The sequence below is a fragment of the Thermoplasmataceae archaeon genome (assembly GCA_038729425.1).
GTDB lineage: Archaea > Thermoplasmatota > Thermoplasmata > Thermoplasmatales > Thermoplasmataceae > B-DKE.
On the sequence record JAVYSB010000004.1, the window covers coordinates 76,113 to 98,448 of the forward strand.

The following is a 22,336-nucleotide window of genomic DNA, read 5'->3' on the forward strand; positions in this document are numbered from 1 at the left end:
TTATGCTTCTTTGGCACCAACTATGGAGAGATATTTTTCCTCTATGCTGGTGGATTCATCGACATCCCTTATCTTTAACCCCCTCTCGATCAATTTACGGATCACAAAGTAGTTGGGGGTATTATTTTCTACTCTTATCAATGCCGTCTTGCCGTCATCCCCAATCCTTGCATCAAGGCTAAGCTTACCCAACCCTTCCTTTAGGGGCTCGTAGAACCGCACTCGCAGAATCCTGTCAGAGGTGTCGGAAACTGAATCGTATGCTATATTGCCGCTGTTGATTATTATTACCCTATCACAGAGCTCCTTCACTTCTGATATAAGGTGGGTGCTCATTACGATCAGTGACTGCCTTTCATCCCTTATTCTTGCAAGTGTTTTCCTTATATCAGCCATTCCGCGAGGATCAAGACCAAACGTTGGCTCATCTAGAATTATCACGTCGGGAGTATTTATCAGGGCAATTGCAAGAGCGAGTCTCTGTTTCATCCCTCTGGAATAAGTTCCAGTTTTTCTGTCAATAAATCCTTGGACTTCGGTGATTTTAGAAACCCTCGCAACTTCATCTTCGCAGTATCTTAAAGATCCCCCTTTCACCCTGCATACAAACATAAGTGTCTCCCGAGCGGTCAGGTACCTGTAGAATTCTGGCTGTTCCACAATACTTCCAACCGTCCTTAGCGCCCTTGATGGGTTCTCAGATACATTGACACCGTTGATCAGAACTCTTCCTGACGTTGGTTTTATTATATTTGTCATTATTTTCATAAGGGTGGTCTTACCCGCCCCATTGGGACCAAGGATCCCTACGCATCCATTTGAGTCCATTTTCAGGTTGATGTTTTCAAGAGCCAATAATCTGCCATATCGCTTTGAAACCTCGATTACTTCAACTGTGGCCATTATTTGACCTCCTTTCTGTCGAACAACAGAAGGGCGCCGGCAACAGAAATCACGGTATACAGGAACATCACAATTGCAGCGCTATACATTTCTCCAGCACTAGCTCCATTAATGGTGGAATTACTGAGTGGAAAAAGAAAATTTAGGTTGACAAAAACACGCTCAATTATTGTGGCGGCCTGGTTCAGCAAAAAATAAGCATTATAATTGTAGAGAAACTCCAATATGATGTAAACGGCACTGAAAATAAGGTAATACAGGAGAAAGACAGTGATATACGCATACAGATTCTTGTTAAATACTGCGCTCACGAGAAAAGTGAACGAAGTTATTGAAACGATAAATAAAAGAAGTAGCAGATAAGAATAAAGGAAAAGAACCCAAGGGACACTGCCAAACATAATTTCTAAATTTACAAGCTCGAAGACAGAGTAAATGCTGACGACAATAAATGACACAAATATAGCGGAAATCAGTTTGCCCGCCAGAAGTGTAGTCCTTTTGATTGGAAGTGGAAATATGTGATATGCGGTGCCATTCTCGATTTCGCTTGATATTGCCGGAGAGCCAAAGAAAACAGACGAGAACACTGGAAGATAGGAGAGTATGATGCCCCAGATGTAGAGAATTATGTTCTCCTTTAACTGGCTGCTCAGAGAACTGAACGTGAATCCATCAAACCTGACCTGAATATTGCTTCCATACCTCAGGGAGAAGTAAGTCATTATTATGGATACAAATAACGAGACAATGAGCATCAAGTAAAAGCTTCTGGAGCGGTAGTAGTTCTTGAAATATTGGGAAAAAACAATCCAAAGTCTACCTGCATTCTGTTCCATTCGAAAAACTCCTTCCCTGCGCTATTGATCCAGGGGTGAGAGATAACTGTTCCGTTATTAATATTATCTATCCTATAATATTTATAAAACAGACCGGAGACCTCTGCACCAGGGCGCGGAAATTCTGTGTGGTAAATTGAGTTTTCTTTTCAAAACAGCTCGTATCTGTTTACCAGCTCTCTCCACTCTTCCGGTTTAATATTGAACTGTCTGCATATTTCGGGGACGTCAACACCCTCTTTCAGGAGTTTTCTGATTTTCCTGACCTGTCCCCGCTTAAGTTCGGTCACTGAACCACCATCCCATTAAAAATAGAATGACGGTATCTAATGTTTTCCATCATTGTACTGATACAATTCTCTAAAATGCGATCTATATCCAGAAATCCTGGTCCTGATTATGAGATTTTCAGCTGGAATCAACTAACCATCTTCAAGTATTGATGACAATTTTCCGGCATTGGCCACATTTATCTTCCAGTCTGGAAACGCTTTGAGGGTTTCCGAGACCACTGAAAGAAATTTCTGGACCTCGAACTCAGGAACTACAAAATCCATAGAAAGCTTCTTTCCATCATATCCCTGAACATTTGAGAATGTCGGGATCAAAGTCTCCATGGATCTGATACGGAGGAAGTCGAGGACATCATTTCTTGACTTTCCCTCATATAACTTGTCACACTTGGATATTTCTTGTACCCTGTTATCTGTCACGTTTTCAGAAGAGTTTACGGCATAAATCCCGTTTATCAGGTCGTCGGAGGTGAATTTTATCTCTCTGATCCATTTTCCAGGAACCGGAGTATCGTCAGAGTTCTTTGCAGATTCCGGAGGCTCGCTGTCCAAGGAAAAATAGAAAAGCGGTACTCTCCTGTCAATTTCCTTAAGAACCGATAAGAGACCATCACTCTTACCAAGATATTCCAAAGAAACTTTATCTGTTCTCTTGACAGTTCTCATAACTTCATCTGATATGGACTTCAAGTAATTTTTGTGGAATCTTATTCTGGCATATATTATCCCATTCTCCAAATATATGTGGTCAAGCACAACCGAGGGAATAATCAGGAAATTTTTCAGAACATTCAGCTCGCTGTCCGCAGATTCAGTTAGCTTTACTATCCAAACCCCATCTTTTTCTTCGGCGTTAAAGGTTTTCAGGAACATTCTGATATCCCTGTTCTCAAATTCTTCCTTACGAATAAAAAAGACTAGACCGATCTGTTGTTTTTCAACTATTGCGGTACAGGAGAGATTGAGATGGAACTTTTCGCTAAAATCGAGTAGTTCGTACCCATCCTTGATCGCAATCACGCATTGCATGTCAAGAAGCTGATCGACGTCTTTGATAAGCATCTGGTTTGGAATCGAAGGGATTTCAAATGAATTACTACGTTCAGAACGAATTTCCTTCGCTTGGCTTATTTGTCAGCGAAATACAAAAATAAACAGGTCTTTTAAGTGAAAGAAAACGGTAAACCTACAAAAGCCACAAAATAGCTATTCCAAGACCATTGACTTGGAGATCACATTTAGGATCAAATCGTGTATGTAACAAATGCATGACATAACAGCGAAATTGATATTCGGTCGACTGCTGGATATTGAATGCACCCAATTTTTTGAAATTTGTCAATTTAGATCATTGATTGTGCCGACTCCATATTTTTGCTATTCAGCGATTAAATTTCGCGCATGGATAGACACATATTGAAATCTATCCTAGACAATGCGTCATTTTGTGAACAAACCAAGCGAAATTTGTTCATGTTTGCAAGACGCTATTAGTATCTTATATAAATTTGGAATTTTCTCTTGTGGGAGACGACAGCCTCAATGGATACCATGGAACGATTGAGAGGATTAATAGCATAAATAGATACAAAGGGTTGCTTGCTCTTCAGGAAGAAATATGGAAGATGCATGATAAATACCCATTTTCAGTTTATGCAAATATCAAGGGAAGACTGGCAGAGAAGCTCAGGGCTTTCGAAGATCCCAATTGCATAGATCTCAATCTAAAAATAATTTTTATGAACGGTAGCTGGAGACAAGTCACGGAAGAAGATTGTGTACAAGCTATAGATCAGGGAGTAAAACTGACGAATTTTATATTTATCAAGTATCCCAGTGCCATTGATCTTGAGATTCCACAGGGGAAACTCATCGGTACGAAAGAGTATGTCGAGTCCACGTCGACGGATGAAAAAGCAAAGTCCTCGAGGGAATTCGCCATAGCGGTCGAGGTTTTCAAATCAAGGGTAGAGTTCATGATTCATCTCATTGACCGGCTTGAAGCGATGTATTCAAGCGTTATGCCTGCTTTAGTTGAACTTATTAAACAGATAGGGCAGAGCTTGCGCGAACTGTACAGGAGACTAACTGCCATCAATGTGTGATCTCGTTTGAAATTAACAGTTTTCCGCACAACAATTCATGGTTCCATTTCATTGAACGCATGCAACCCCGCTGCACCCGCTCATAAAATTTTGTGCGCGTATAGCTCCCAACCGCTGGTATTTTATTTTTTTTCTATCACACTTTTAAACAAGAAAATAGGTCTTTATACTGCTGCTGCACTATTTCTACAGCCATAAAACGGCTCTTCAGTCTTACTTTACAGGTGAAGAGCAACGTGTATATTTTCACATTGTATTGATAATTGGGGGCGACTAGAGTTGGACAGAACCTTGTTGCTGTATGGAATAGCGATGGTCGTAATTGCAGTAGTGGTGGCGGTGATAGCCGGAACAGCTAGCCCGAGTCCAGTGTGAAGCGTGAATTTCCGGCAACAAAGCAAATAATGGAGTAATTTTTACCATTTCATTTTTTTTGAGGGCACCATGTGAGGTAGATGTACAATATTTTCCATTTATCTGCATAAATTAAGTATAAGCGGTCATTTTCATGGCCTCCTTTGGAACGAAAAGTGAAGGGTCAGGAAATAACATTAGAAGGATTACATCAAGGCCAAATGGAAGACTTAGCGCTCATATATTCACTGCACCTTTAGTTCAATTCACCTTCTAACTCTTGCACATGTATGCTTCGACGCTTGAATGCTGTCACACGAACGCCATAATTGGTTTCATCATATACTGTTTAGCTAATGTTGTACCGGGGGGAAAATCGCTCTCCGAACGGTGCCCAGAGAAATCATATCAACGATAATATCTAATCCTTTACTCCGGTGTCATTCTTCAATTTCAGGTACGCCTCTTCATAAGACGAATTGACTACGTGCGTCACAACATCATATGAAGCTCCCGAGATCGTATTGAATTTCACGTTTATCGTGTTTAGGGTCGAATTTTTATTGTAAAAGTAAGAGTGAAAACTGGATATGCCAGCTTCCGTAATTCTTGTATTCAAAATTGCGTCTCCTTTGCTTATTATGTTTAGAACAGGTACGTCAACAGGAAACCCCAGGAGAATATTGCTTCCCTGCGGAGTTCTGAACTTCATTTCCCAGTAAGCCTCATCAAATGCTGTGTTGATCATGTCGACTATCCTGTTGTATTCCATTAACCTCGTAAACGTAAAGATTGATTTTATTGTATTAGAGTTGAAGGCTTTTCCAAAGAAATACAACTCTATACTTGTTACACCTAGAGCTCCTTTCCTAAGTTCCATTGCAGCAGAAGCAATTTCAATTATACCTCTTATCTGGCTGTCAACTGGCAGGGCAATCTGAAGTGAGGCCCTGATGACGGCACCGGACCCAAGATTGGTGAACTGGGTCTGACCGAGAAGTGCAGTACTCGGCAACTCTGTAACATTCCCGTCGACGGTCATTACTTGCACAGTCAATAGTTTTATATCAACAACTTCACCAAGCACGGGGTTATTAAACATCCAGGAGTATATTGCCAACTTGTCTTTCGGCTTCACAAGCCCTGCGGACGCAAGCAAAAGACCGGTGAGAAGGTTTGAGACAGTATTTTGGAGTGCAAATGAAAGTATCAGACCACCAACAGTACCTCCTATCAGGGCTCCTGTCAGACTTACGCCAATATATCCCAGAAATGAGGCTATAGCTCCACCGTATACCAGAGCACGCATAATCGTGTAAAGTCCGTGATAGTTCCTTCCCTGCGAGCGATTGGTGGCCCTCTCTATCATCTTCCGTATGACGCGAAGAATTACGTAAGAAAGGGCGAATATGACAATTGCGCCAAGAGCATCTCTGAGATATCGGTCGTACCCAACAAGTACGGGAAAAGATTTTTCAAGAACCGGCAGGAGGTAAAATTGGAAAATCGCTACAATTAAAATGCCCAACAAGAAGGCTATGAAGATCTTTAGCTTTCCCGCTGTTCCTTCTCTAACTTTTTCTGCCAATAGGGAAGTATGTTATCCTTTTTTTATAAACTTTGCGTCCGGCCATCATATACGCAGACGATGGTACATATAGAATCATTCAACAGGACTACAGCATTCCACACATAACTTATCTGGTCATTTGATCATAAAAGTTAATGCGTAGCTACACTTCCGGCACCTTTCCATTCATACACATAAATTGCCATGAGTCAATGAGTGAATCAGTTGGTCATCGATAGAAATGGACTGGCGTGAGTTCTCACCTTCAAGGGGCTAAAGAACTTAGACCCTGTTTCCTAAGTGGCTCTACAGAATGTGTGGTTTGTGGATGATTCGGCAAATGACGGTTACAACGTGGGATTATAAGAGAATATTTACACCATGAAATTGTGGCCACAATCAAGTTACAAAGATCGACAGGGATTGAAATGTCTGTTCTGGTGACTGGAATACATCAATTGATGCACAATGTGAATGATTCCAGTGTAAATAATATATAAACTGGAGATATTAATACCCATGTCACAAACACAGCCTGAGCTGGTTACCGATTATGCAGAATTTGTCGATTTTAGAACTCAGGCTCAAGAAGACCACTCTGTTGAATTAAAGAATCGAAGTTGGTTATGCTCCACTAGTGTACTTTTAGTTGCTTATTTGAAGACTAAATACAAATGCGAAGTAACCAGCACTGGTCAGAGCAACGCAAAAGGATATTATGATCAAATGACACAAGATCCAATGTGGTGGAAGAAAGAAATCATTCAGATGTCGAATGCCAGAAGTTCTTACCTTCCTTTTTCAGAACTGCCCCAAGAAGAAACAGAATTCAAGACTTTATTCGCAAAAGTAAGTAAATTGATAGAATCCCATACGCCAGTTGGCGGAGAAAATGCTTTTAAATACGTCTTGAGCGAGTTAACTGATAACATATGCCAGCATTCTAAATTTAAAAAGTCGTTTATGATGTGCCAAGCTTATAGGAAGAAAGGATACGTTGAGCTTTCGTTCATTGATGATGGCATTTCAATACCAGGTAATTTTGAAGAGCACAGTATAGGGTTTGAAGGAGACTGGAATGCCATATCAATGGCAGTTAGTGGGCAATCTACAAAAGATAATTATGAGAGGGGTAGGGCTCAAAAGTTCACTTCAGATATACTGTGAAGGAACTGGAGCAGAAGCGATGATAGTGTCAAGAAATGGCGTCTATTACAAAAAGTCTGAAGAAACGCAACTATATCGACTCAACGACCAGCAAAGATTTCAGGGGACGTTAATTAGCATTAGAATACCTATGAAAACTAGCAATATTGAAATTTACAAATACACGAGCTAATAATAAACATCATAATGTTCATAATAAAATGCAATAGTTTTAATCGCCAGAAAAATTAACTACTTATGGAAGTGAAAGTTTCAGGGTTATTAGGTATGCGGGATTTGGCATTGCGATCTTGGGCCGACGAGCTTTTCAAACTGTTAATGGCTAAGAAGGATTCTCAGTTCGTTCTTGATTTCTCGGATATAGAGTTCATGAGTAGATCTTTTGCTCATGAGTACTTAAAGGAAAAACACGTGTTTCCTAAGCCCATTATTGAGAAGAACATTGCACCGGCAGTGAAACAAATGTTTGATTTAGCTTCTCAGTTCCCGAAGAAAAAAGATGTGAAGATTGATAGGCACATCACTGTAAATAATTTACTATAGAGGATTTCTAAAACCTTTCTTTTGTTGAAAAATTCTTACTTGATTGTTTTTCACTGACTCAGATAAATACCCTTTTTTGATTATGGACCGGGATATTAAAAAACGTTATCTTCTGGGTTATCAGAAATCCTCATAACTGGTATACCCCTTAGCAACCTCCAAATTCCAGTTAAATGAGCTTGAAAGACTCTTTACATACTCGAAAGTACAAGACAAACCTCCTCCCGTATTGATATAGACAATCCCTTCTAACCTTTATATAGCTTGCATTTCAAGAGTATCACGAGTGCTCTCGTTACCGCCTGAAAATGACGCCCATCCTTTCATATTAAATAAATCAAATTCAGAGGTAATTTTATGAGCAAATCATGAAGATGTATCAAATTTTCCTTGATGCAGGGAAATTTGTATTGGAATACTTACATATTTTTTTTTAACAATGCGCATTATAGAGTTATGCATAATGATAGATGCGTACTTTGCAATTATAGGATAACGAACCAGGACAAACGCCATTTCCAGTGTCAAACTCGCCGTCCTACATTTGGAACGGAAACCAGATTGTGAGCCAGATCGTTCAAACTGCTATGGGTCCTTTTGGCCACTTGCCGATACGTGCGTTACGTCGAGTATTTTTTTCTCTAACTATGACCGGATATGGCAATAACCCTATAGAACAGGTTTCCGGCATAGGCAAGTTGGATAAATAGGCTCTTTTTCTCATTTTTTATTTCCTTGAATAGTTATAGGTAATATTGGAACTTAGCCGAAGATATGAACAACAGAGGCGAATCCCTCTTACTGCCTGATGACCTTGCGGTCCAGAAGGCAAGGAAGCTGGGATACAACAAGGGATGGAACGACAGGAAGTTCCAGGACATGAACATTATAGAAGATGCGCTAAGAGAAAGCAGAGACTTCCAGGAGTTCTCGAGACTGCTCAGGGAAAAGATAGCGGAACTGGACAGGAACGTGGGATAGTGGCAAAGAGGAATCCATTCACAAAGGAATACTATACAGGCAGGAAGGACCAATATGACCTTGATTATGCAATCTTCCGAAAGGCATTGGAGGAGACGCAATCCTGGGAGGAACTGATTAAGTTCCTTGAAGAGAGGTTCGATTACGTCATATCAAAGATTGCAGACCAGAATGCCATGGAACTTATGGAAGAGTTGGAACTAATCTGATAAGATCAGTTCTGCCATTTCATTTATCTTTTCTGAGAATTTTTTACCCTTATCTGTCAGAGATACCAGGTTCCGAGCAGGATATGATGCATTATCTATTCTGGCATTCACCAATCTTAATCCTCTGGCCTTTTCTATGCTGGAATAGAGCTGGTGCACAGGTATATCGGTTTCAGCTAGTATTGAGGTGAGAGGCTTTTTTCCCTTCCCTGGAAAGAAATACAATCAGCCTGAGGAATCCTGACTGCTTCTCTATGACCTTAATTGGATCCACCATTCATCATGATCGGTGAGTGCTGATAGTTTTCCATTATGCAACCAGAAACCATTTAAGCTGAAAATGACCGCGTAAACGGCAATAATGAAATCACTGTTCAGATACTATGGCGGAAGTTCAACCAGCTGAGGGATATACTTGCAATCATGGAGGATCACCTGGATGCATTCGATGTTATCGTGGACGTATTCGGCGGTTCAGGGAAGGTTCTTCTTAACGTTCTCGATGATTGGAAAAAGGGGAAGATCTACAATGACCTGGATGACAACCTCTACATTACATTCAAGGTTCTCCAGGATACAAAGAAAAGGTTGGCGTTAACCAGAAAGCTCAGGCTGGCATTTGCACATGAAAAGGCATTCATTGAGATGCGGATGAAGAAAGTCAAATTTTTTCTGAGGTTCAAATCCGTTGAACCATGCAGAATTGCCGATGGACTGGCGGGGATTTGAACCCCGGGCCTCTTCCATGCCAAGGAAGCGATCTACCTCTGATCTACCAGCCCGAATGAATTAAGGACGGATTGGGAGGATGCTTTAAAATTTTGTCTTTTTGTTCTCATTTCCCCTGCAAAGTAGTAATTTGTTAGATAGTTTGTGTACTATCCATCGGTGGTGTTTCTACAATTACTAAATGATTAAGTGGATCGTTAAAAATTCAGATACGGCCCATAAATTATGCATTACGATGAAAGACATATCGGGACGTTCCCGTTTCGCAGTGAGGACATACATTAAATCCTTATATCGTGCAAAAGACTTATTTATAGCGATCGGGTGAAGTCTTATCTTGGATGAGACAAAGATAACGAGCCAGAACAGTGAAGACTCAAGGCAAATTATAGAGGATCATTACGATATAGTCCCGCAGTTTGTATATGTAGATATTATTAGAGAGGCTGCCGGAGAGCTTCTGTATTCTATAAACGAACCCGAAGTATCGACTGAACTTAAACAGTTCATAGATAGAATGTATAGCAATATGAGGAACGTGGTTCTGGGAAAATCCAGGGCAGGAAATGGGAAAAATAAAGGCACGGAAGCCTTCGAAGACTACCTGAAACTCTATGAACCACTTATGGACGGTGAGACAAAAAAGAGGGTCTTGTATTATTTTAAAAGAGACAACGACGGGTATGGCGCTATCGACCCCATCGTAATGGACGGCAACATAGAAGATATATCGTGTGACGGTGTAAATATCCCTATATTCGTGTACCACAGAAAGTATGGTACAATGAGGACTAACGTTATCTTCCGGGATGCAGAGTCCCTAAACTCTTTTATTGTAAAGTTATCCAGCCTCTGCGGGCGAAGTATCTCTATTAACGACCCGATTCTAGACGGCACATCGCCGGATGGGCACAGGATACAGGCCATTTACGGTTCAGAAATCTCGCCAAGAGGATCCGCATTCACCTTCAGGCTCTTCAGAAAGAATCCATTTACCATAGCAGATCTTATCAGAAGTGGAACTATAAGCCCGGAAATGGCTGTTTACTTCTGGTATATGGTGGAGAGTAGGTCCTCTGGAATCGCTGTAGGGCCACCAGCTGTAGGAAAAACTTCTCTCCTTAATGCTATATTGGCATTCGTTCCCGAGAATTCCAAAGTATTCAGTATTGAAGAAACACGCGAACTCAACTTTATGCATGATAACTGGATTGCAACTGTAGTGAGGGAGGGACAGGTTGAAACTGGATTTGGCATGGAGAATCTGCCTAAGATCGACACTTTCGACTTGGTAAGGGCAGCTATGCGCCAGAGGCCAACATATTTAGTCGTGGGAGAGGTTAGGGGAGACGAAACTTTCTCGCTCTTTCAGGCAATGTCAACTGGCCATACAGTTTATTCAACTCTACATGCAGATTCAATGGAAACGCTTATAAATAGGCTGGAAAGCGAACCGATAAATGTTCCAAGAATACTCACTGTGTACTTGAATACAGTTATAATCGTTAAGTTTGTTAGAATCAACAACAAATTGGTAAGAAGAGTCACGGAAATTGACGAAATAGAAGGAACGGAAGAAGTTGGAAATGGCATTGTTTACAATAAGATTTTTGAATATGATCCGGTTGCCAATAAGCATCGCCTAAACGGGCAGAGTAAAATATTTGAAAAGTTCAAAGTTATGAGTCGTTTATCCGACAATGAATTCAGCATGGATTTTAGGGCAAGGTTAAATTTCCTGACAGATCTATCAACATCAGAACATAACGATCTATCCGGCATCATTGATAAGATTCGCAAGTTTAATCTTAGGCAAAGTGGACAGTGGGGGGCTTGATACGGTAATGCCAAATTCTGACGATGTTTCTGCCGTTAAGCTCGATGTTCAAGACAAAAAAAAGGCCTCAGGGCATTCTGTCTTCAAAGAGGGATTGCCATCTCCAACGCTTTTATTTTCGTTAAGGGTATTTGAAAAGATTTACAATAATAACTCCCTCTCCAACAAGCTCGAAGATGATCTAAAAAGGTCAAAAATCCCCCTGACAGCGGTTCAGTATCTATCTCTAATGTCACTTTATTCACTTTTCTTTCTCATAGCGGATATTGCAGTGTCTATCTCAGTCAGCCAGATTTTGAAATTCAATACAATTTACATAATCGCCGTGGCTTTCCTGTCATTCATCGCATGGGGGTTATACATTTTTTATTTTCCATCAAGTGTGACTTCAGCACGCAGAAAGGACATAGATGCAAAGCTCCCCATAGCAATAAGCTATATTTCTGCAATGGCATCTGCTGACATTCCGATTGACAGAATTTTCTCAGATCTCGGAAAGATTGAGCTTTATGGAGAAATTTCAAGAGAAGCTAAGTCAATAAGTGTGTTGACCGAAATATTTGGAATGGATATTCTCGGAGCCATAAAAGAAGCCTCTAAGTTTAGTCCGTCTCGGAGATTCGCAGAGTTTTTATCTGGTATATATACAACTGCAAATTCGGGGGGGAACCTTCGAGAATACCTGCTGGGTAAAGCAAAACAGTACAATTCAGAACTGACAATCGGAATAAGGCGTAATGTTGAGTCAATAGGTGTTCTGGCTGAGAGCTATATCACGGTTGGAGTAGCGTTTCCACTCATGATGATGGTAATCGTTGGCGTGATTGCGGTACTGTCACCTTCACCATCCCTGAACATAATTCTCTTCCTCGCGATCATAGTAGGTATAATGATACCGGTCATCACTGGTTTGTTCTCAATATTCATACGAAGCACAATGAAGGAGGTGGAATTCTGATCAACCCTCAAAGGAATCTTGTTTTTTCCTTTACTGTTGCGGCGGTTATCATACTCGTCTCAATAGGAACGTACCTGAACATACCATTCCTCAGTTTCAGATCATATCCTATCTTCGCTGCAACCCTGATCGTGATTTCAGCATTAACCCCATACGGTTATTATGAGTACAAGGAAAAGCTTGGCATGCTTGAAATGGAAAGACGGTTGCCTGATCTTTTGAGAGATATCGCGGAATACGCAAATTTCGGCCTCCCTGTTTCGCAATCAATAGTGAAAGCTGGAGGCAACGATTATGGGAGAATCAGTGAAATCGTCAGGAACATGGCTAAAAAAATCTCTTCGGGTGTTCCTGTTGAGGAAGCAATAGAATCTGAGGAGAAAAATCTTAAGTCCAAGGCTATCAAAAGGGCCCTTATAGTACTGAGAAAGGCAACCCAGTCTGGAAATAATATTTCGGAGGTTCTTCGCCTTGTATCTGAATTCTCCGGAGAGATGGAGGTTATTCGCGAGGGGCGGATATCCGAGATGAAAAATTTTGTACTTGTGATGTACGTGGCATTTGCAGTGTTTTTTTTTGTTGTCATTATCATCGACATCGAATTTCTGGGAAAAATATCACACGGAAGCTTTACTACACTCGGAATTGCAAGCGTTGCATTAATCAAAATAATATTTAGTATCGGTATCCTTGTACAGGGAGGAAGTACAGGCTTCATGTCTGGCATCCTTAGGGATGGAAGCATCGGGACAGGATCCTTCCTCGCTGGAGTAACACTTCTCTTATCGGTCGTAATTCTAGCTATTTTCGGGGTGATCTGAATGGCTGATGGCCATCGTCTGCTTGTTAAGGAGAGGCGAGAGGGTGACCTGTCGTTTCGCGAAATCCTTCCCGGCCTAATTTATTCCCATATATACAGAAATGCAGATGATAGACGGATTTCATACGAGATATTCGAGCCCCAGATGAGTCCCGTAGCAGAAGAGGAGTATAGGAAGCGCATAAGTAAAATCATTGAGAGCGGACTTAGTAACGGCACATCGTCCAAGAGGTGGGACTATCTTTTTTCAAGGGAATCTAAACATCCCGCGTCTAACATTCTGGGGGAATCAGACTTAGATGTGGTAGAATATTATGTTAACAGAGATATTTCGAGATACGGAAAAATAACAGGTCTTCTATTGGACCCCGATGTAGAGGACATATCGTGTGAAGGGGCGATTAAACCAGTGTTTGTTTTTATGAAAGCTTATGGTTTTATTCCCACAAATGTGAGTTATGCCACAGAGAATGAACTTAACTTTTTTATTCGCAAGATTGTCCAGGATTCTGGCAAGAATATATCTGTGGCCAGCCCCATCGTGGATAGCACCCTTCCTGATGGGTCGAGAATACAGGCATCTATAGGTGGAGATGTTACGCCAACAGGGCCAGCTTTTTCAATCAGAAAATTCCGGAAAGAGCCACTCACGCCGCTTGACCTTATCGGCCTTGGGACTGCCCCTTCAGAAGTTTTCGCCTATCTGTGGCTTGCGGTAGAATATGGTGCCAATATAATAATAACGGGAGGAACAGCTTCTGGCAAGACTGTCATGCTGAACTCAATTCTACTATTTATCCCGCAGAACCAGAAAATTATCACCATTGAGGACACCAGGGAGTTGAGGTTACCGCACGACAACTGGCTTTCTCTTATTTCCAGAGAAGGGACAGGTCGCGAAACGCGGGCCAATGGCAAGAGATTGGGACAGATAGATATGTTTGATCTCCTCACGGCATCCCTGCGGCACAGACCAAACTATATAGTAATAGGAGAAGTGAGAGGGCGTGAGGCATTTACCATATTCCAAGCCATGTCTACTGGGAGGTATGGACTTGCCACTTTTCACGCTGAAGATATAGACACCCTGATCCATAGGCTTGAATCTGAGCCAATCAATATCCCAAGAAATCTTATAGGCTCCCTGGACGCTGTCATAGTGATGGGCAATTTTGTATATAAGGGAGAAACCAGGAGGAGAGTCAAGTCACTGCTTGAAGTAATGCCTCCAGAGAGTCATAGGGGAGAGTTGACGGTGAATAAAGTCTATTCCTTGAATCATGATGATACCTTCAGCTCTTCCGGGTTCAGTTACCTTCTTCAGAAGATTGGAAACAGGTATGGCATACCGGCATCTGTCATGGAGAAGGATGTACAGATCAGAAAAGGTATTCTGGAATCAATGATCCGAAAGGGATCGACTAACTATGATGAATTTACAGGTATGATTTTCTCATTCTACCACGACAGGGATAAAGTTATAGAAATGTATGGCGTTTGATCATATCTTCGGCCCTTCCCTGGTAAGGCGATTGGCTATGAAGGGTGTGTATATGGTCTGAAGTATGATAGAAATTATAACGATGAAAGAAACTCCAACATAAATTGCCTGGCCGTATTGCAGCAGTAATGGTATGTTGTATTCCCTCCCTATGACAAGCGGTAAGGTGGAAAGAACGACCGATACAACGCCTCTGGGACCAACAAGAGAAATAAACAGCTTGGTCCTGTTGTTTATTGGTTTCTTTGAAATTTTCCTCGAAAATATACTTAAAGACGAAAAAACAGCTGCTGGTCTCGCAACAAAAATTACGCCAAGAGCCAGGGCGACGCCCATTTCCCAATAAACAAAAATGTTTGTCCTCGTAAGTATGCTTCCCAGAAGCAGAAAAATTATGGATTGAGACAGAAATGACAAATTCTCTTGAAATCCTGCTTCTCTGCTCCAGAAAATGCTCTTATCGTTGAAGTTCCCGACTATAGCTCCAGTGGCTATTATTGCGGGGAATGGCGTGATGCCGGAAGCTTCGAGGATAGTAAATTCCAGTATCACAATCCCAAGCATGAGCCCAACTATCAGGCTCTCGAAATTCAGGTATTTGTTCAAATAAATAACGCTGAAACCTATCGCGACGCCTATCACTGATGGGACAGCAATTTGCATAATCAGGAATGAGACTGTTCCCAGATACATGCCCACGTGACTTGCGAAAGTATTAAAGAGTTGGACATCCGGTGACTGTGATGCGACAAATGCCAGTGCAATCGTAAAGAGAATAATACCTAAGGGATCATTGAAAAGGCTTTCCCCTATAAGGGTTCCGGAGATGTCCTCCTTCACGCTGACCCTCCTAAATATTGGTATGAGGCTTGCAGGGTCAGTGGGGGAAATGATAGCTCCGAATATGAATCCAATGATAAACGGGGCGCCTGTCAGTAAGGAAAAAAGAATTGCGGCAATCAGGGCTGTTATGGTTATCCCTAGGGTGTCGAGAATTGCTATAGGAAAGAACTGGCTCCTGAGTACCTTGAGGTCTATATGGTGGCTTTCCGAGTAAAGGATTATGACTATTCCGAGAAGCCCGATACCTACTGTGCCAAATTCGGACATCAGGTACAGGGAAAAACTATTGCTTAGAACCCCTAACATGGGACCAAAAACAATGCCGAGGAGGATCAATATAGGGATATAGGCGATGGTCAATTTTCTCGAAATTGGGATAGCAAAAGCTGCAAGAATGAAAACGAAACTTATCTGATAATACTCATATGCAAATGTTGACACCATTAACCTTATCTTTCCTCTTACAGCATAGACTCAGGTAACCTCCTCTTATGCTCCGAGGCCCTGATTAGCTCGGAGACTCTAGCTTCCTCTTCGTTTGATGGCATTTTCCTGCGGTTGATCAGGTTTTCTATGGCGTTATCTATATCCCTGTATTTAAGCCCTAATTCCGATTCGTCGGTCTGGCCTTCCCACAATCCTGCACTTGGAGATTTGGAAAGAATGCTCGGCGGAATCTCCAGATACGCAGAAAGATCACGCACTTCGCTTTTAGAAAGGTGAAGGATGGGCTCAAGATCGCATCCTCCGTCCCCGTACTTTGTAAAGTACCCGGTGTAAAACTCACTTTTGTTGGTCGTGCCGACAACAAGGCCATCGTGAATATTAGCTTGATAATAGAGTACGCTCATTCTTATTCTCGACTTTATATTTCCCAGTGCCCGTCTATCACTGATTTTCAATGTGTGAGAAAAGGCAGAAACTATTTCGTGGATATCCACAGTTTGAACAGGAATACCCGTGGCCGAAGAAATCTTTTCTACGTCTATGGCATCAGCTGTTCCGTAAATCCCATCAGGGAGGTAAAAAGCTTTGACTCTTTCCTTGTCGAGAGACAGGGAAAGTAGTTTTAGTACCAGTGCACTATCGATACCACCACTGACCCCGAGAATAGCCTGTTTCTTAGAAACATAGGACCGGATAAATTTCACGATCTTTTGCACTGCCTCAGCAGAAACTGCAGAATTCACAGTATAGCTAATACTGGAAACTCAAATAAATATTTTTGATTATATATTTCAGCAGGTTTGAATGCATATCTGAATACCCGGCTTTGGGTTGTTCACCGGTGAGATCTCTTGTATTCGGCCGCCCTTACCGTGTTCTCCATAATGAGTGTGGCAGTAAGTGGTCCAACGCCTCCGGGAACAGGTGTGATCGCCCTTACAAATCCGTTCAGTTCCTCATAGTTAGCGTCGCCTTTTATACCATTTTCAACAGCATTTATCCCAACATCAACAATTATGCTATTCTCGCTGACATAACTCCGGTCAAGGAAATTTAGTTTTCCAACGGCTGGAACAATGATATCTGAGGCCTTAGTAATTTTCCTTATGTCCGGAGTCTTTGAATGGCAGACCGTAACTGTAAAATCACGGTTTATGAGCATCATTGCAAGAGGTTTGCCGACAATCGGTGACCTGTTGATGATGGCAACACTTGATCCCTGTGGAGGCTTTACGTCAGAAATTAGCTCTACCACAGCTGCTGCCGTGGCAGGGACAAGAAATTCATTCCTCAGGGCAATCATCCCTTGGTTCGTCGCGGTCATCCCATCGACATCTTTGTAAAAGGGGATGTTCTCCACCACCTTAAAGAAATCCAGATGCTTTGGGAGCGGATTTTCAACCATAACGCCGCTCACCTCCTCATCTAGTGAAATGCTGTTGATCTCTTCTATCAGTTTTTCATAGGTTATGCCAACATCAAACTTCTGATGGGAAACCTTAATGCCTATCTTGTTTCCCCTCTTTACCTTAGCTCGCACATATGTTTCTGTTGCCTCATCACTTCCGACCTGAACGAGAAATAGATGTGGGTCTATCCCATGATCCTTCAACGAAGTCACCCGTGCCTTCAGTGATTCAACCATTCTTTCTGCAAGTGGTCCACCAAGGATTTGTTCTGTCAATTCATTACCACCTCAATACAGACTTTATCTCACCGGAAGGTTTTCGTGAAAACAACTCCAGATTTTCAGGCGGAAAGATTCCGGTTATTAGATCGGATAACGAATTTCCATAAACATATTTCCACTTCCTAAGATATTCAATGGCCTTAATATAATGTATCTTGGCAGCATCCACGGTACCCGCAACGGTTATGTTGCGCTCTATGAAGAAGTCTAAATCCTTTCCGTCTATCGAAGCCGGCGCAGCTCTGCCATTGGTTCCAAAGAGAACAAGTACACCGTTGTAGGCAAGGGTCTTCAAGAATCTGAACACTGTTCCTGGGTCCCCGCTGGTATCGATTATCAGGTTGTTTTCATGGTCAATAGCCTTGCCCGGTTCCGTGATGTAGTCAAGGAACTCTATTCCGAAGCTGTGAATTATTTCCAGTTTCCTTGGCTCCAGTGAGTGCCTGTTGATCAAAGTGACGTCAAAACCATATTCTTTGGCAACCATTGCGTAAAGGAAAGCTTCAGATCCTGTCCCAATGACCATGCACCTTTTTCCCTCAAGGGTCGAAAATTCATTTGCGAATACAGATCTCTTTGAAACTATGTCAAAGACCTCAAACCCCTTGACTACATTTTTCAGGGGTTCTGTAAGCACAGCAACGTCCTTGAGTGCCACATCTGGGACTTTAACCAGGTAGTCCAGATTATCGTAAAAATATTCTCTCATGAAACCATCCATCCCAGTTATTCCAGCTTCATGTTTCTTGCCGTCGGAGCAGTTGTCCTGTCTCCCTATCCTGCAGTTTACACAATCACCCGGTCTCCTTACGATGGGTACTACGAGGTCCCCTTTTTTGAACTCATTGCTTTCAGCATAAATTTCTTCGATCATGCAAAGGGACTCATGCCCTAGGATCAGTCTATCAGAACCAGAGGGGTTGTAAGCGAAGGAAAGTGATCCAGAAACAATTCCTCTGTCTGTACCGCAAAGTCCGTTGTAAATGACCTTCAGTTTTACATTTTGCTCCGGTAGTTTTTCAATTGGAAGCCTGTCTATCTTAACTCCGCCACCTGGAGCAACTGTGTAAATTGCTTTTACATATTCCATGGCTTGCAATTTCAAAATGGTATTAAAATGTCGTAGTTCTAATTTAGGTCAGATTTCATATCTGGTGTCCCAATCTTAATCTCTTGGTATCAAGATAGAACTGGTCATAGGGCGTGGGTTCGCTGATAATGGGGATCCTGTCTGAAATCTTTATGTCGTACTTCTGCAGGAAATCAATTTTCAGCGGGTTATTTGTCATAAGTCTGATGGATTTTATCTTAAAGTATTTTATAACATTTACTGCAAAGGTATAATCCCTCTTGTCAGCAGGGAGGCCAAGCATAAGGTTGGCTTCAACCGTATCATAACCCTGATCCTGTAGGCTGTACGCCCTAATCTTGTCAAGCAGGCCAATGCCTCTCCCCTCCTGCCTGAGATAAATTAACATTCCGAAATCCTGTTTCCCAAGGAATTCCAGTGACTTTAAGAGCTGATCCCTGCAATCACATCTCTTTGAACCTAGGACATCTCCCGTAAGGCATTCAGAGTGGATTCTCACAGGCACATTCTCCTTGGAAGTAACGTCTCCCCTTACAAGAACTGCATTCTCTTCATTTTCCTCATCTGAGAACACGTATATTTCAAATAATCCGAAAATCGTCGGCAATTTTGCCTTTGAGTATAGCTTCACCATTTTATTCCTCGAATAAATTGATTTCTGATATAAAAATATGTACAACCATTTTTGTGTAACGTTGCAGTTCATATCTGTTTTTTTAACATGGGGCTTACAGTTGATTGTACAATTTCTCGCATAACACAAATTTTTCCGAGACCCTGAAGATATAGACGTCCCTGAATCCACTGGAATTCTGCTCTAACTCGTTCCTTAGGACATAGTATTCCTTTGGATCTATCTCGAAACGCGGAAAGACCCTTCTTGCCCCTGCACTCTTGAGAGAAGTATCCAGCGTAGAATTGTCACAGATGTCGAGAGTTCTGTAAGTCATCCCGGGGACAGACCTGTCCGGTTCGTTCTTTCCTGTAAGAAGAACTCTCCGCTTGTCTGAAGCAAGGAACTTGCATTCCCAGGTTTCAACTACTTTGTTGACAAGACCTGCATAGACCATTGCGGGATCCACCATGCAGATATACTGCTCAACTGTTTGCGACGATGTTAGATTCATTTTCTGCCTTACTCCGGAGATTATTTGCCCCTGAGGCAAAATCACGGCTCTGGTTTCAGTTTCTTTCAGGTCTCCAAAGTAAAGGGTAAGCCGATTCAACACACCGTTCACTGAAGCATATTCAGTCTCGGCATTTTTCGGTAAACGATCAAGCCGGGTCTGTGGGGGAATATCGAACGCGAATTTGTTTGTAATGCCAGCCAATCGCTTCATAACGTCTTCTGGTGGAGGCACAAGATCGTCGAGTCTTCTCTCCACAGCAGTGGATGGCCTGAGTGGATCAGAGAAAAATACTGCATTAGACGTTAACTCCGAAGTTTCAACTGGCCACTCCTTGTTCAGAAGTTCAACATTTTCGATTCCGTATGCCATGGCATTTAGCACAGATTCAAGATGTCTTATGCGATCCCTTTCAAAACCTATAACTTTATTGCTCTTAGAGAAAAATATTGCCTGCATTCCTCCGCCTGAACCAATATCGAATATGACCTCTCCGTGAATTCGTTTGGCCCGATAAGTTCCAACAATTTCAGGAGTTGAATACCTGGCGCTGTAATGATCAAGCCACAACCTGTCACCCAAAGAGAATTTTCCTCTTGTACTTATTCTGGACTGAGCTATCTCGATCAGGAAGGCAGCATTAACCTGATTCCTTCTTTCAAGTTCTCTCCTGATTCTGGAGTTGCTGAACCCGCTGTCCAGCATCTTCATAATTTCATTTATTCTGTCATCAATTTCCGCTCGAAAACACGCATCCCTGACTGCCGTTTCCAGCATACTCTCTATATTGTGCTTCAATTCTGACTGGTTATACGTTTCGCTCTATTAATTAGATAGTTACGATATCGTGAAACGTTAACAGATCGTTCATTAAGACCCAGTGATATCTAATCTACGGAAGAATTAATAAAAGTTCAAACGGTCATGTGTCAATGAAACTGGTCAGGGTTGGGAAGGTCAAAGAGGTATACGACGAAGGGGAGACGCTTCTGTTCAAGTTTACAGACAAGATATCCGTGTTTGACAAGATTATACCATCGAGGATACCTTTCAAGGGGGAATCGCTGTGCAGGACCTCGGAATTCTGGTTTAGGACTGTTGCACAGCAGGCTGGAGTTGAAACGCACCTTATTGAAAAAGTATCACCAATAGAAATGAGGGTAAGGAAGTTTACCGTCCCCGAAGGAAACGGCAACATTTTTTCAGTTAACTTTCTCATCCCGTTGGAATTTGTTGCAAGATATTATTTAGCTGGTTCACTGTATGACAGGGTGGCAGAAGGCAAAGTTGCGCTTTCTGAAATTGGATTGGCAGGCAAGCCGGTTTATGGTCAGAAACTTGATGATCCGTATCTCGAGGCAACTACCAAATTTGAAAGGTTTGACAGACCATTGAATAAGAGTGAAGCGCTGGAGATAGGCGGATTAAGAAATGAGGAGCTTTCAGAAATCTTCGAGTATATCCTTAAAATTGACAGAAGGATAGAGAAAAGAGTCGGATCAAATGGCCTCATCCACGCTGATGGAAAGAAAGAATTTGCGCTTGGGGATCACAGGCAACCGGTCATTGTAGATACTTTCGGAACAGCTGATGAAGACAGATTCTGGGACAGAAAAGAGTACGAAAATGGCAGGATAATAGAACTCAGCAAGGAGTCTGTCAGACAGTACTATAGGTCAAACGGATATCATGATAAACTTTATGAGGCAAGGTCTAAAGGAACAAAAGAACCTGACATTTCAGCCCTTCCTGAAAATCTCATAAGCCAGACGAGCGATCTCTACCGTAGCCTCTTCACCAGGATCACAGGGGAAAAATGGTAAAAATTATGGGAAATAATGATAGCATTACTGGATGCCGAGTTCAACCTGATTTTCCACGTAATGCCAGAGTTGGTGCTCGATTTCGTATGACCAAAGAGCCTCCGGCACTTCTATGAATGCAAGTGCTCCAGCAATAAAGAAAGTCTCAATGGCGGCTATTCCAAGGTCCATCAACCATGCACTGACCCCAATTTTAACCTTGAAATCACTCTGGTCCCCTTCAATTATGATAGTAAACGCCCTGTCCATAGCTAGAATGGTTCTGAAAACCCCACCCTTTTTTGCCTGAATTATGATTCCATTCGGGTGTTTCGCTGTCTGTGTCTTGAAGTGCTCCTCGTTGAAGAATTCGACAATAAGCTGACCTAGCTTATCAAGGTTGACATTCTTCCCATAATATTCACGTATCGCAGTTCTCATGGCAAGGATAAGGAGTAATATTATAAAAACTAACTTGGTCTGGAAGTGGGATTTCGCGAAAACCAGAAAACTTAAATGCAGGATATC

Annotated in this window: 23 protein-coding genes and 1 tRNA gene; 11 read left to right on the forward strand and 13 right to left on the reverse strand. The window is 41.9% G+C overall.

What is annotated here, in order from left to right:
* From QW597_05045 to QW597_05060, 4 genes are all read right to left on the reverse strand, one after another.
* Positions 1 to 903 carry an ABC transporter ATP-binding protein gene (locus QW597_05045; GenBank protein MEM0155950.1) on the reverse strand — a complete coding sequence of 301 codons (903 nt, stop codon included), beginning with the start codon at positions 901 to 903 and terminating at the stop codon, positions 1 to 3.
* Positions 903 to 1,742: an ABC transporter permease gene (locus tag QW597_05050; GenBank protein ID MEM0155951.1), complete on the reverse strand. Its 840-nt coding sequence runs from the start codon at positions 1,740 to 1,742 to the stop codon at positions 903 to 905. Before QW597_05050 ends, QW597_05045 begins: the two co-directional genes overlap by 1 nt.
* Positions 1,743 to 1,891: 149 nt before the next feature.
* Positions 1,892 to 2,032 carry a hypothetical protein gene (locus QW597_05055; GenBank protein MEM0155952.1) on the reverse strand — a complete coding sequence of 47 codons (141 nt, stop codon included), beginning with the start codon at positions 2,030 to 2,032 and terminating at the stop codon, positions 1,892 to 1,894.
* Positions 2,033 to 2,164: 132 nt separating this feature from the next.
* Positions 2,165 to 3,097, reverse strand: coding sequence for a hypothetical protein (locus QW597_05060; protein ID MEM0155953.1), 933 nt, complete (start codon positions 3,095 to 3,097; stop codon positions 2,165 to 2,167).
* 461 nt (positions 3,098 to 3,558) lie between these two features.
* Here QW597_05060 and QW597_05065 point away from each other — a divergent pair, with 461 nt between their 5' ends.
* The gene (locus tag QW597_05065) at positions 3,559 to 4,140 is read left to right on the forward strand and encodes a hypothetical protein (GenBank protein MEM0155954.1); all 582 of its coding nucleotides are present in this window, start codon (positions 3,559 to 3,561) and stop codon (positions 4,138 to 4,140) included.
* 775 nt (positions 4,141 to 4,915) lie between these two features.
* Here the strand turns inward: QW597_05065 and QW597_05070 are convergent.
* Positions 4,916 to 6,082: a mechanosensitive ion channel gene (locus QW597_05070; GenBank protein MEM0155955.1), complete on the reverse strand. Its 1,167-nt coding sequence runs from the start codon at positions 6,080 to 6,082 to the stop codon at positions 4,916 to 4,918.
* Between the two features lie 501 nt (positions 6,083 to 6,583).
* On the opposite strand from QW597_05070, the gene QW597_05075 reads away from it, so the two are divergent.
* The 5 genes from QW597_05075 to QW597_05095 all read left to right on the forward strand — a co-directional run bounded on the left by QW597_05075 (position 6,584) and on the right by QW597_05095 (position 9,693).
* Positions 6,584 to 7,231, forward strand: a complete 648-nt coding sequence (locus QW597_05075) for a hypothetical protein (GenBank protein MEM0155956.1) — start codon at positions 6,584 to 6,586, stop codon at positions 7,229 to 7,231.
* Between the two features lie 237 nt (positions 7,232 to 7,468).
* Complete coding sequence (locus QW597_05080) at positions 7,469 to 7,774, forward strand: hypothetical protein (protein MEM0155957.1); 306 nt, start codon at positions 7,469 to 7,471, stop codon at positions 7,772 to 7,774.
* 774 nt (positions 7,775 to 8,548) lie between these two features.
* Entirely contained in the window at positions 8,549 to 8,755 is a 207-nt protein-coding gene (locus QW597_05085; protein MEM0155958.1) for a hypothetical protein, read from the forward strand.
* Positions 8,755 to 8,964, forward strand: a complete 210-nt coding sequence (locus tag QW597_05090) for a hypothetical protein (protein MEM0155959.1) — start codon at positions 8,755 to 8,757, stop codon at positions 8,962 to 8,964. The genes QW597_05085 and QW597_05090 overlap by 1 nt, the downstream gene beginning before the upstream one ends.
* A gap of 402 nt (positions 8,965 to 9,366) precedes the next feature.
* Positions 9,367 to 9,693: a DNA adenine methylase gene (locus QW597_05095; GenBank protein MEM0155960.1), complete on the forward strand. Its 327-nt coding sequence runs from the start codon at positions 9,367 to 9,369 to the stop codon at positions 9,691 to 9,693.
* Here QW597_05095 and QW597_05100 read toward each other — a convergent pair.
* Positions 9,675 to 9,746 (reverse strand) — tRNA-Ala (locus QW597_05100). The genes QW597_05095 and QW597_05100 overlap by 19 nt on opposite strands.
* Before the next feature lie 284 nt (positions 9,747 to 10,030).
* Here QW597_05100 and QW597_05105 point away from each other — a divergent pair.
* The 4 genes from QW597_05105 (at position 10,031) to QW597_05120 (ending at position 14,809) form a co-directional block, all read left to right on the forward strand.
* Positions 10,031 to 11,530 carry a type II/IV secretion system ATPase subunit gene (locus QW597_05105; GenBank protein ID MEM0155961.1) on the forward strand — a complete coding sequence of 500 codons (1,500 nt, stop codon included), beginning with the start codon at positions 10,031 to 10,033 and terminating at the stop codon, positions 11,528 to 11,530.
* A 7-nt stretch (positions 11,531 to 11,537) separates the two neighbouring features.
* Positions 11,538 to 12,488, forward strand: a complete 951-nt coding sequence (locus tag QW597_05110; protein ID MEM0155962.1) for a type II secretion system F family protein — start codon at positions 11,538 to 11,540, stop codon at positions 12,486 to 12,488.
* Between the two features lie 131 nt (positions 12,489 to 12,619).
* Positions 12,620 to 13,309, forward strand: coding sequence for a type II secretion system F family protein (locus QW597_05115; GenBank protein MEM0155963.1), 690 nt, complete (start codon positions 12,620 to 12,622; stop codon positions 13,307 to 13,309).
* Complete coding sequence (locus QW597_05120) at positions 13,310 to 14,809, forward strand: type II/IV secretion system ATPase subunit (GenBank protein MEM0155964.1); 1,500 nt, start codon at positions 13,310 to 13,312, stop codon at positions 14,807 to 14,809.
* Here the strand turns inward: QW597_05120 and QW597_05125 are convergent, their stop codons facing one another.
* From QW597_05125 to QW597_05150, 6 genes are all read right to left on the reverse strand, one after another.
* The gene (locus QW597_05125) at positions 14,810 to 16,096 is read right to left on the reverse strand and encodes a sodium:proton antiporter (protein ID MEM0155965.1); all 1,287 of its coding nucleotides are present in this window, start codon (positions 16,094 to 16,096) and stop codon (positions 14,810 to 14,812) included.
* Positions 16,097 to 16,113: 17 nt separating this feature from the next.
* Entirely contained in the window at positions 16,114 to 16,842 is a 729-nt protein-coding gene (locus QW597_05130) for an NAD+ synthase (protein MEM0155966.1), read from the reverse strand.
* A 92-nt stretch (positions 16,843 to 16,934) separates the two neighbouring features.
* Entirely contained in the window at positions 16,935 to 17,783 is an 849-nt protein-coding gene (locus QW597_05135) for a bifunctional 5,10-methylenetetrahydrofolate dehydrogenase/5,10-methenyltetrahydrofolate cyclohydrolase (protein ID MEM0155967.1), read from the reverse strand.
* A gap of 4 nt (positions 17,784 to 17,787) precedes the next feature.
* Positions 17,788 to 18,879 (reverse strand): glucose 1-dehydrogenase, encoded by a 1,092-nt coding sequence (locus tag QW597_05140; GenBank protein ID MEM0155968.1) that lies wholly within the window; start codon positions 18,877 to 18,879, stop codon positions 17,788 to 17,790.
* Positions 18,880 to 18,934: 55 nt separating this feature from the next.
* Positions 18,935 to 19,513, reverse strand: coding sequence for a GTP cyclohydrolase II (gene ribA / locus QW597_05145; protein MEM0155969.1), 579 nt, complete (start codon positions 19,511 to 19,513; stop codon positions 18,935 to 18,937).
* 94 nt (positions 19,514 to 19,607) lie between these two features.
* The gene (locus QW597_05150; protein MEM0155970.1) at positions 19,608 to 20,804 is read right to left on the reverse strand and encodes a hypothetical protein; all 1,197 of its coding nucleotides are present in this window, start codon (positions 20,802 to 20,804) and stop codon (positions 19,608 to 19,610) included.
* Positions 20,805 to 20,938: 134 nt separating this feature from the next.
* On the opposite strand from QW597_05150, the gene QW597_05155 reads away from it, so the two are divergent.
* Positions 20,939 to 21,829: a phosphoribosylaminoimidazolesuccinocarboxamide synthase gene (locus QW597_05155; protein MEM0155971.1), complete on the forward strand. Its 891-nt coding sequence runs from the start codon at positions 20,939 to 20,941 to the stop codon at positions 21,827 to 21,829.
* Positions 21,830 to 21,853: 24 nt separating this feature from the next.
* Here the strand turns inward: QW597_05155 and QW597_05160 are convergent, their stop codons facing one another.
* The gene (locus QW597_05160) at positions 21,854 to 22,249 is read right to left on the reverse strand and encodes a hypothetical protein (protein ID MEM0155972.1); all 396 of its coding nucleotides are present in this window, start codon (positions 22,247 to 22,249) and stop codon (positions 21,854 to 21,856) included.
* Between the last annotated feature and the right edge of the window lie 87 nt (positions 22,250 to 22,336).

Bases quoted from the DNA above. Each gene is read 5' to 3' on its own strand.
- QW597_05045 (MEM0155950.1), bottom strand. From the start codon at position 903: ATGGCCACAGTTGAAGTAATCGAGGTTTCAAAGCGATATGGCAGATTA.
- QW597_05050 (MEM0155951.1), bottom strand. From the start codon at position 1,742: ATGGAACAGAATGCAGGTAGACTTTGGATTGTTTTTTCCCAATATTTC.
- QW597_05060 (MEM0155953.1), bottom strand. From the start codon at position 3,097: ATGCTTATCAAAGACGTCGATCAGCTTCTTGACATGCAATGCGTGATT.
- QW597_05075 (MEM0155956.1), top strand. From the start codon at position 6,584: ATGTCACAAACACAGCCTGAGCTGGTTACCGATTATGCAGAATTTGTC.
- QW597_05080 (MEM0155957.1), top strand. From the start codon at position 7,469: ATGGAAGTGAAAGTTTCAGGGTTATTAGGTATGCGGGATTTGGCATTG.
- QW597_05085 (MEM0155958.1), top strand. From the start codon at position 8,549: ATGAACAACAGAGGCGAATCCCTCTTACTGCCTGATGACCTTGCGGTC.
- QW597_05110 (MEM0155962.1), top strand. From the start codon at position 11,538: ATGCCAAATTCTGACGATGTTTCTGCCGTTAAGCTCGATGTTCAAGAC.
- QW597_05120 (MEM0155964.1), top strand. From the start codon at position 13,310: ATGGCTGATGGCCATCGTCTGCTTGTTAAGGAGAGGCGAGAGGGTGAC.
- QW597_05125 (MEM0155965.1), bottom strand. From the start codon at position 16,096: ATGGTGTCAACATTTGCATATGAGTATTATCAGATAAGTTTCGTTTTC.
- QW597_05140 (MEM0155968.1), bottom strand. From the start codon at position 18,879: ATGGAATATGTAAAAGCAATTTACACAGTTGCTCCAGGTGGCGGAGTT.
- ribA (MEM0155969.1), bottom strand. From the start codon at position 19,513: ATGGTGAAGCTATACTCAAAGGCAAAATTGCCGACGATTTTCGGATTA.
- QW597_05155 (MEM0155971.1), top strand. From the start codon at position 20,939: ATGAAACTGGTCAGGGTTGGGAAGGTCAAAGAGGTATACGACGAAGGG.
- QW597_05160 (MEM0155972.1), bottom strand. From the start codon at position 22,249: ATGAGAACTGCGATACGTGAATATTATGGGAAGAATGTCAACCTTGAT.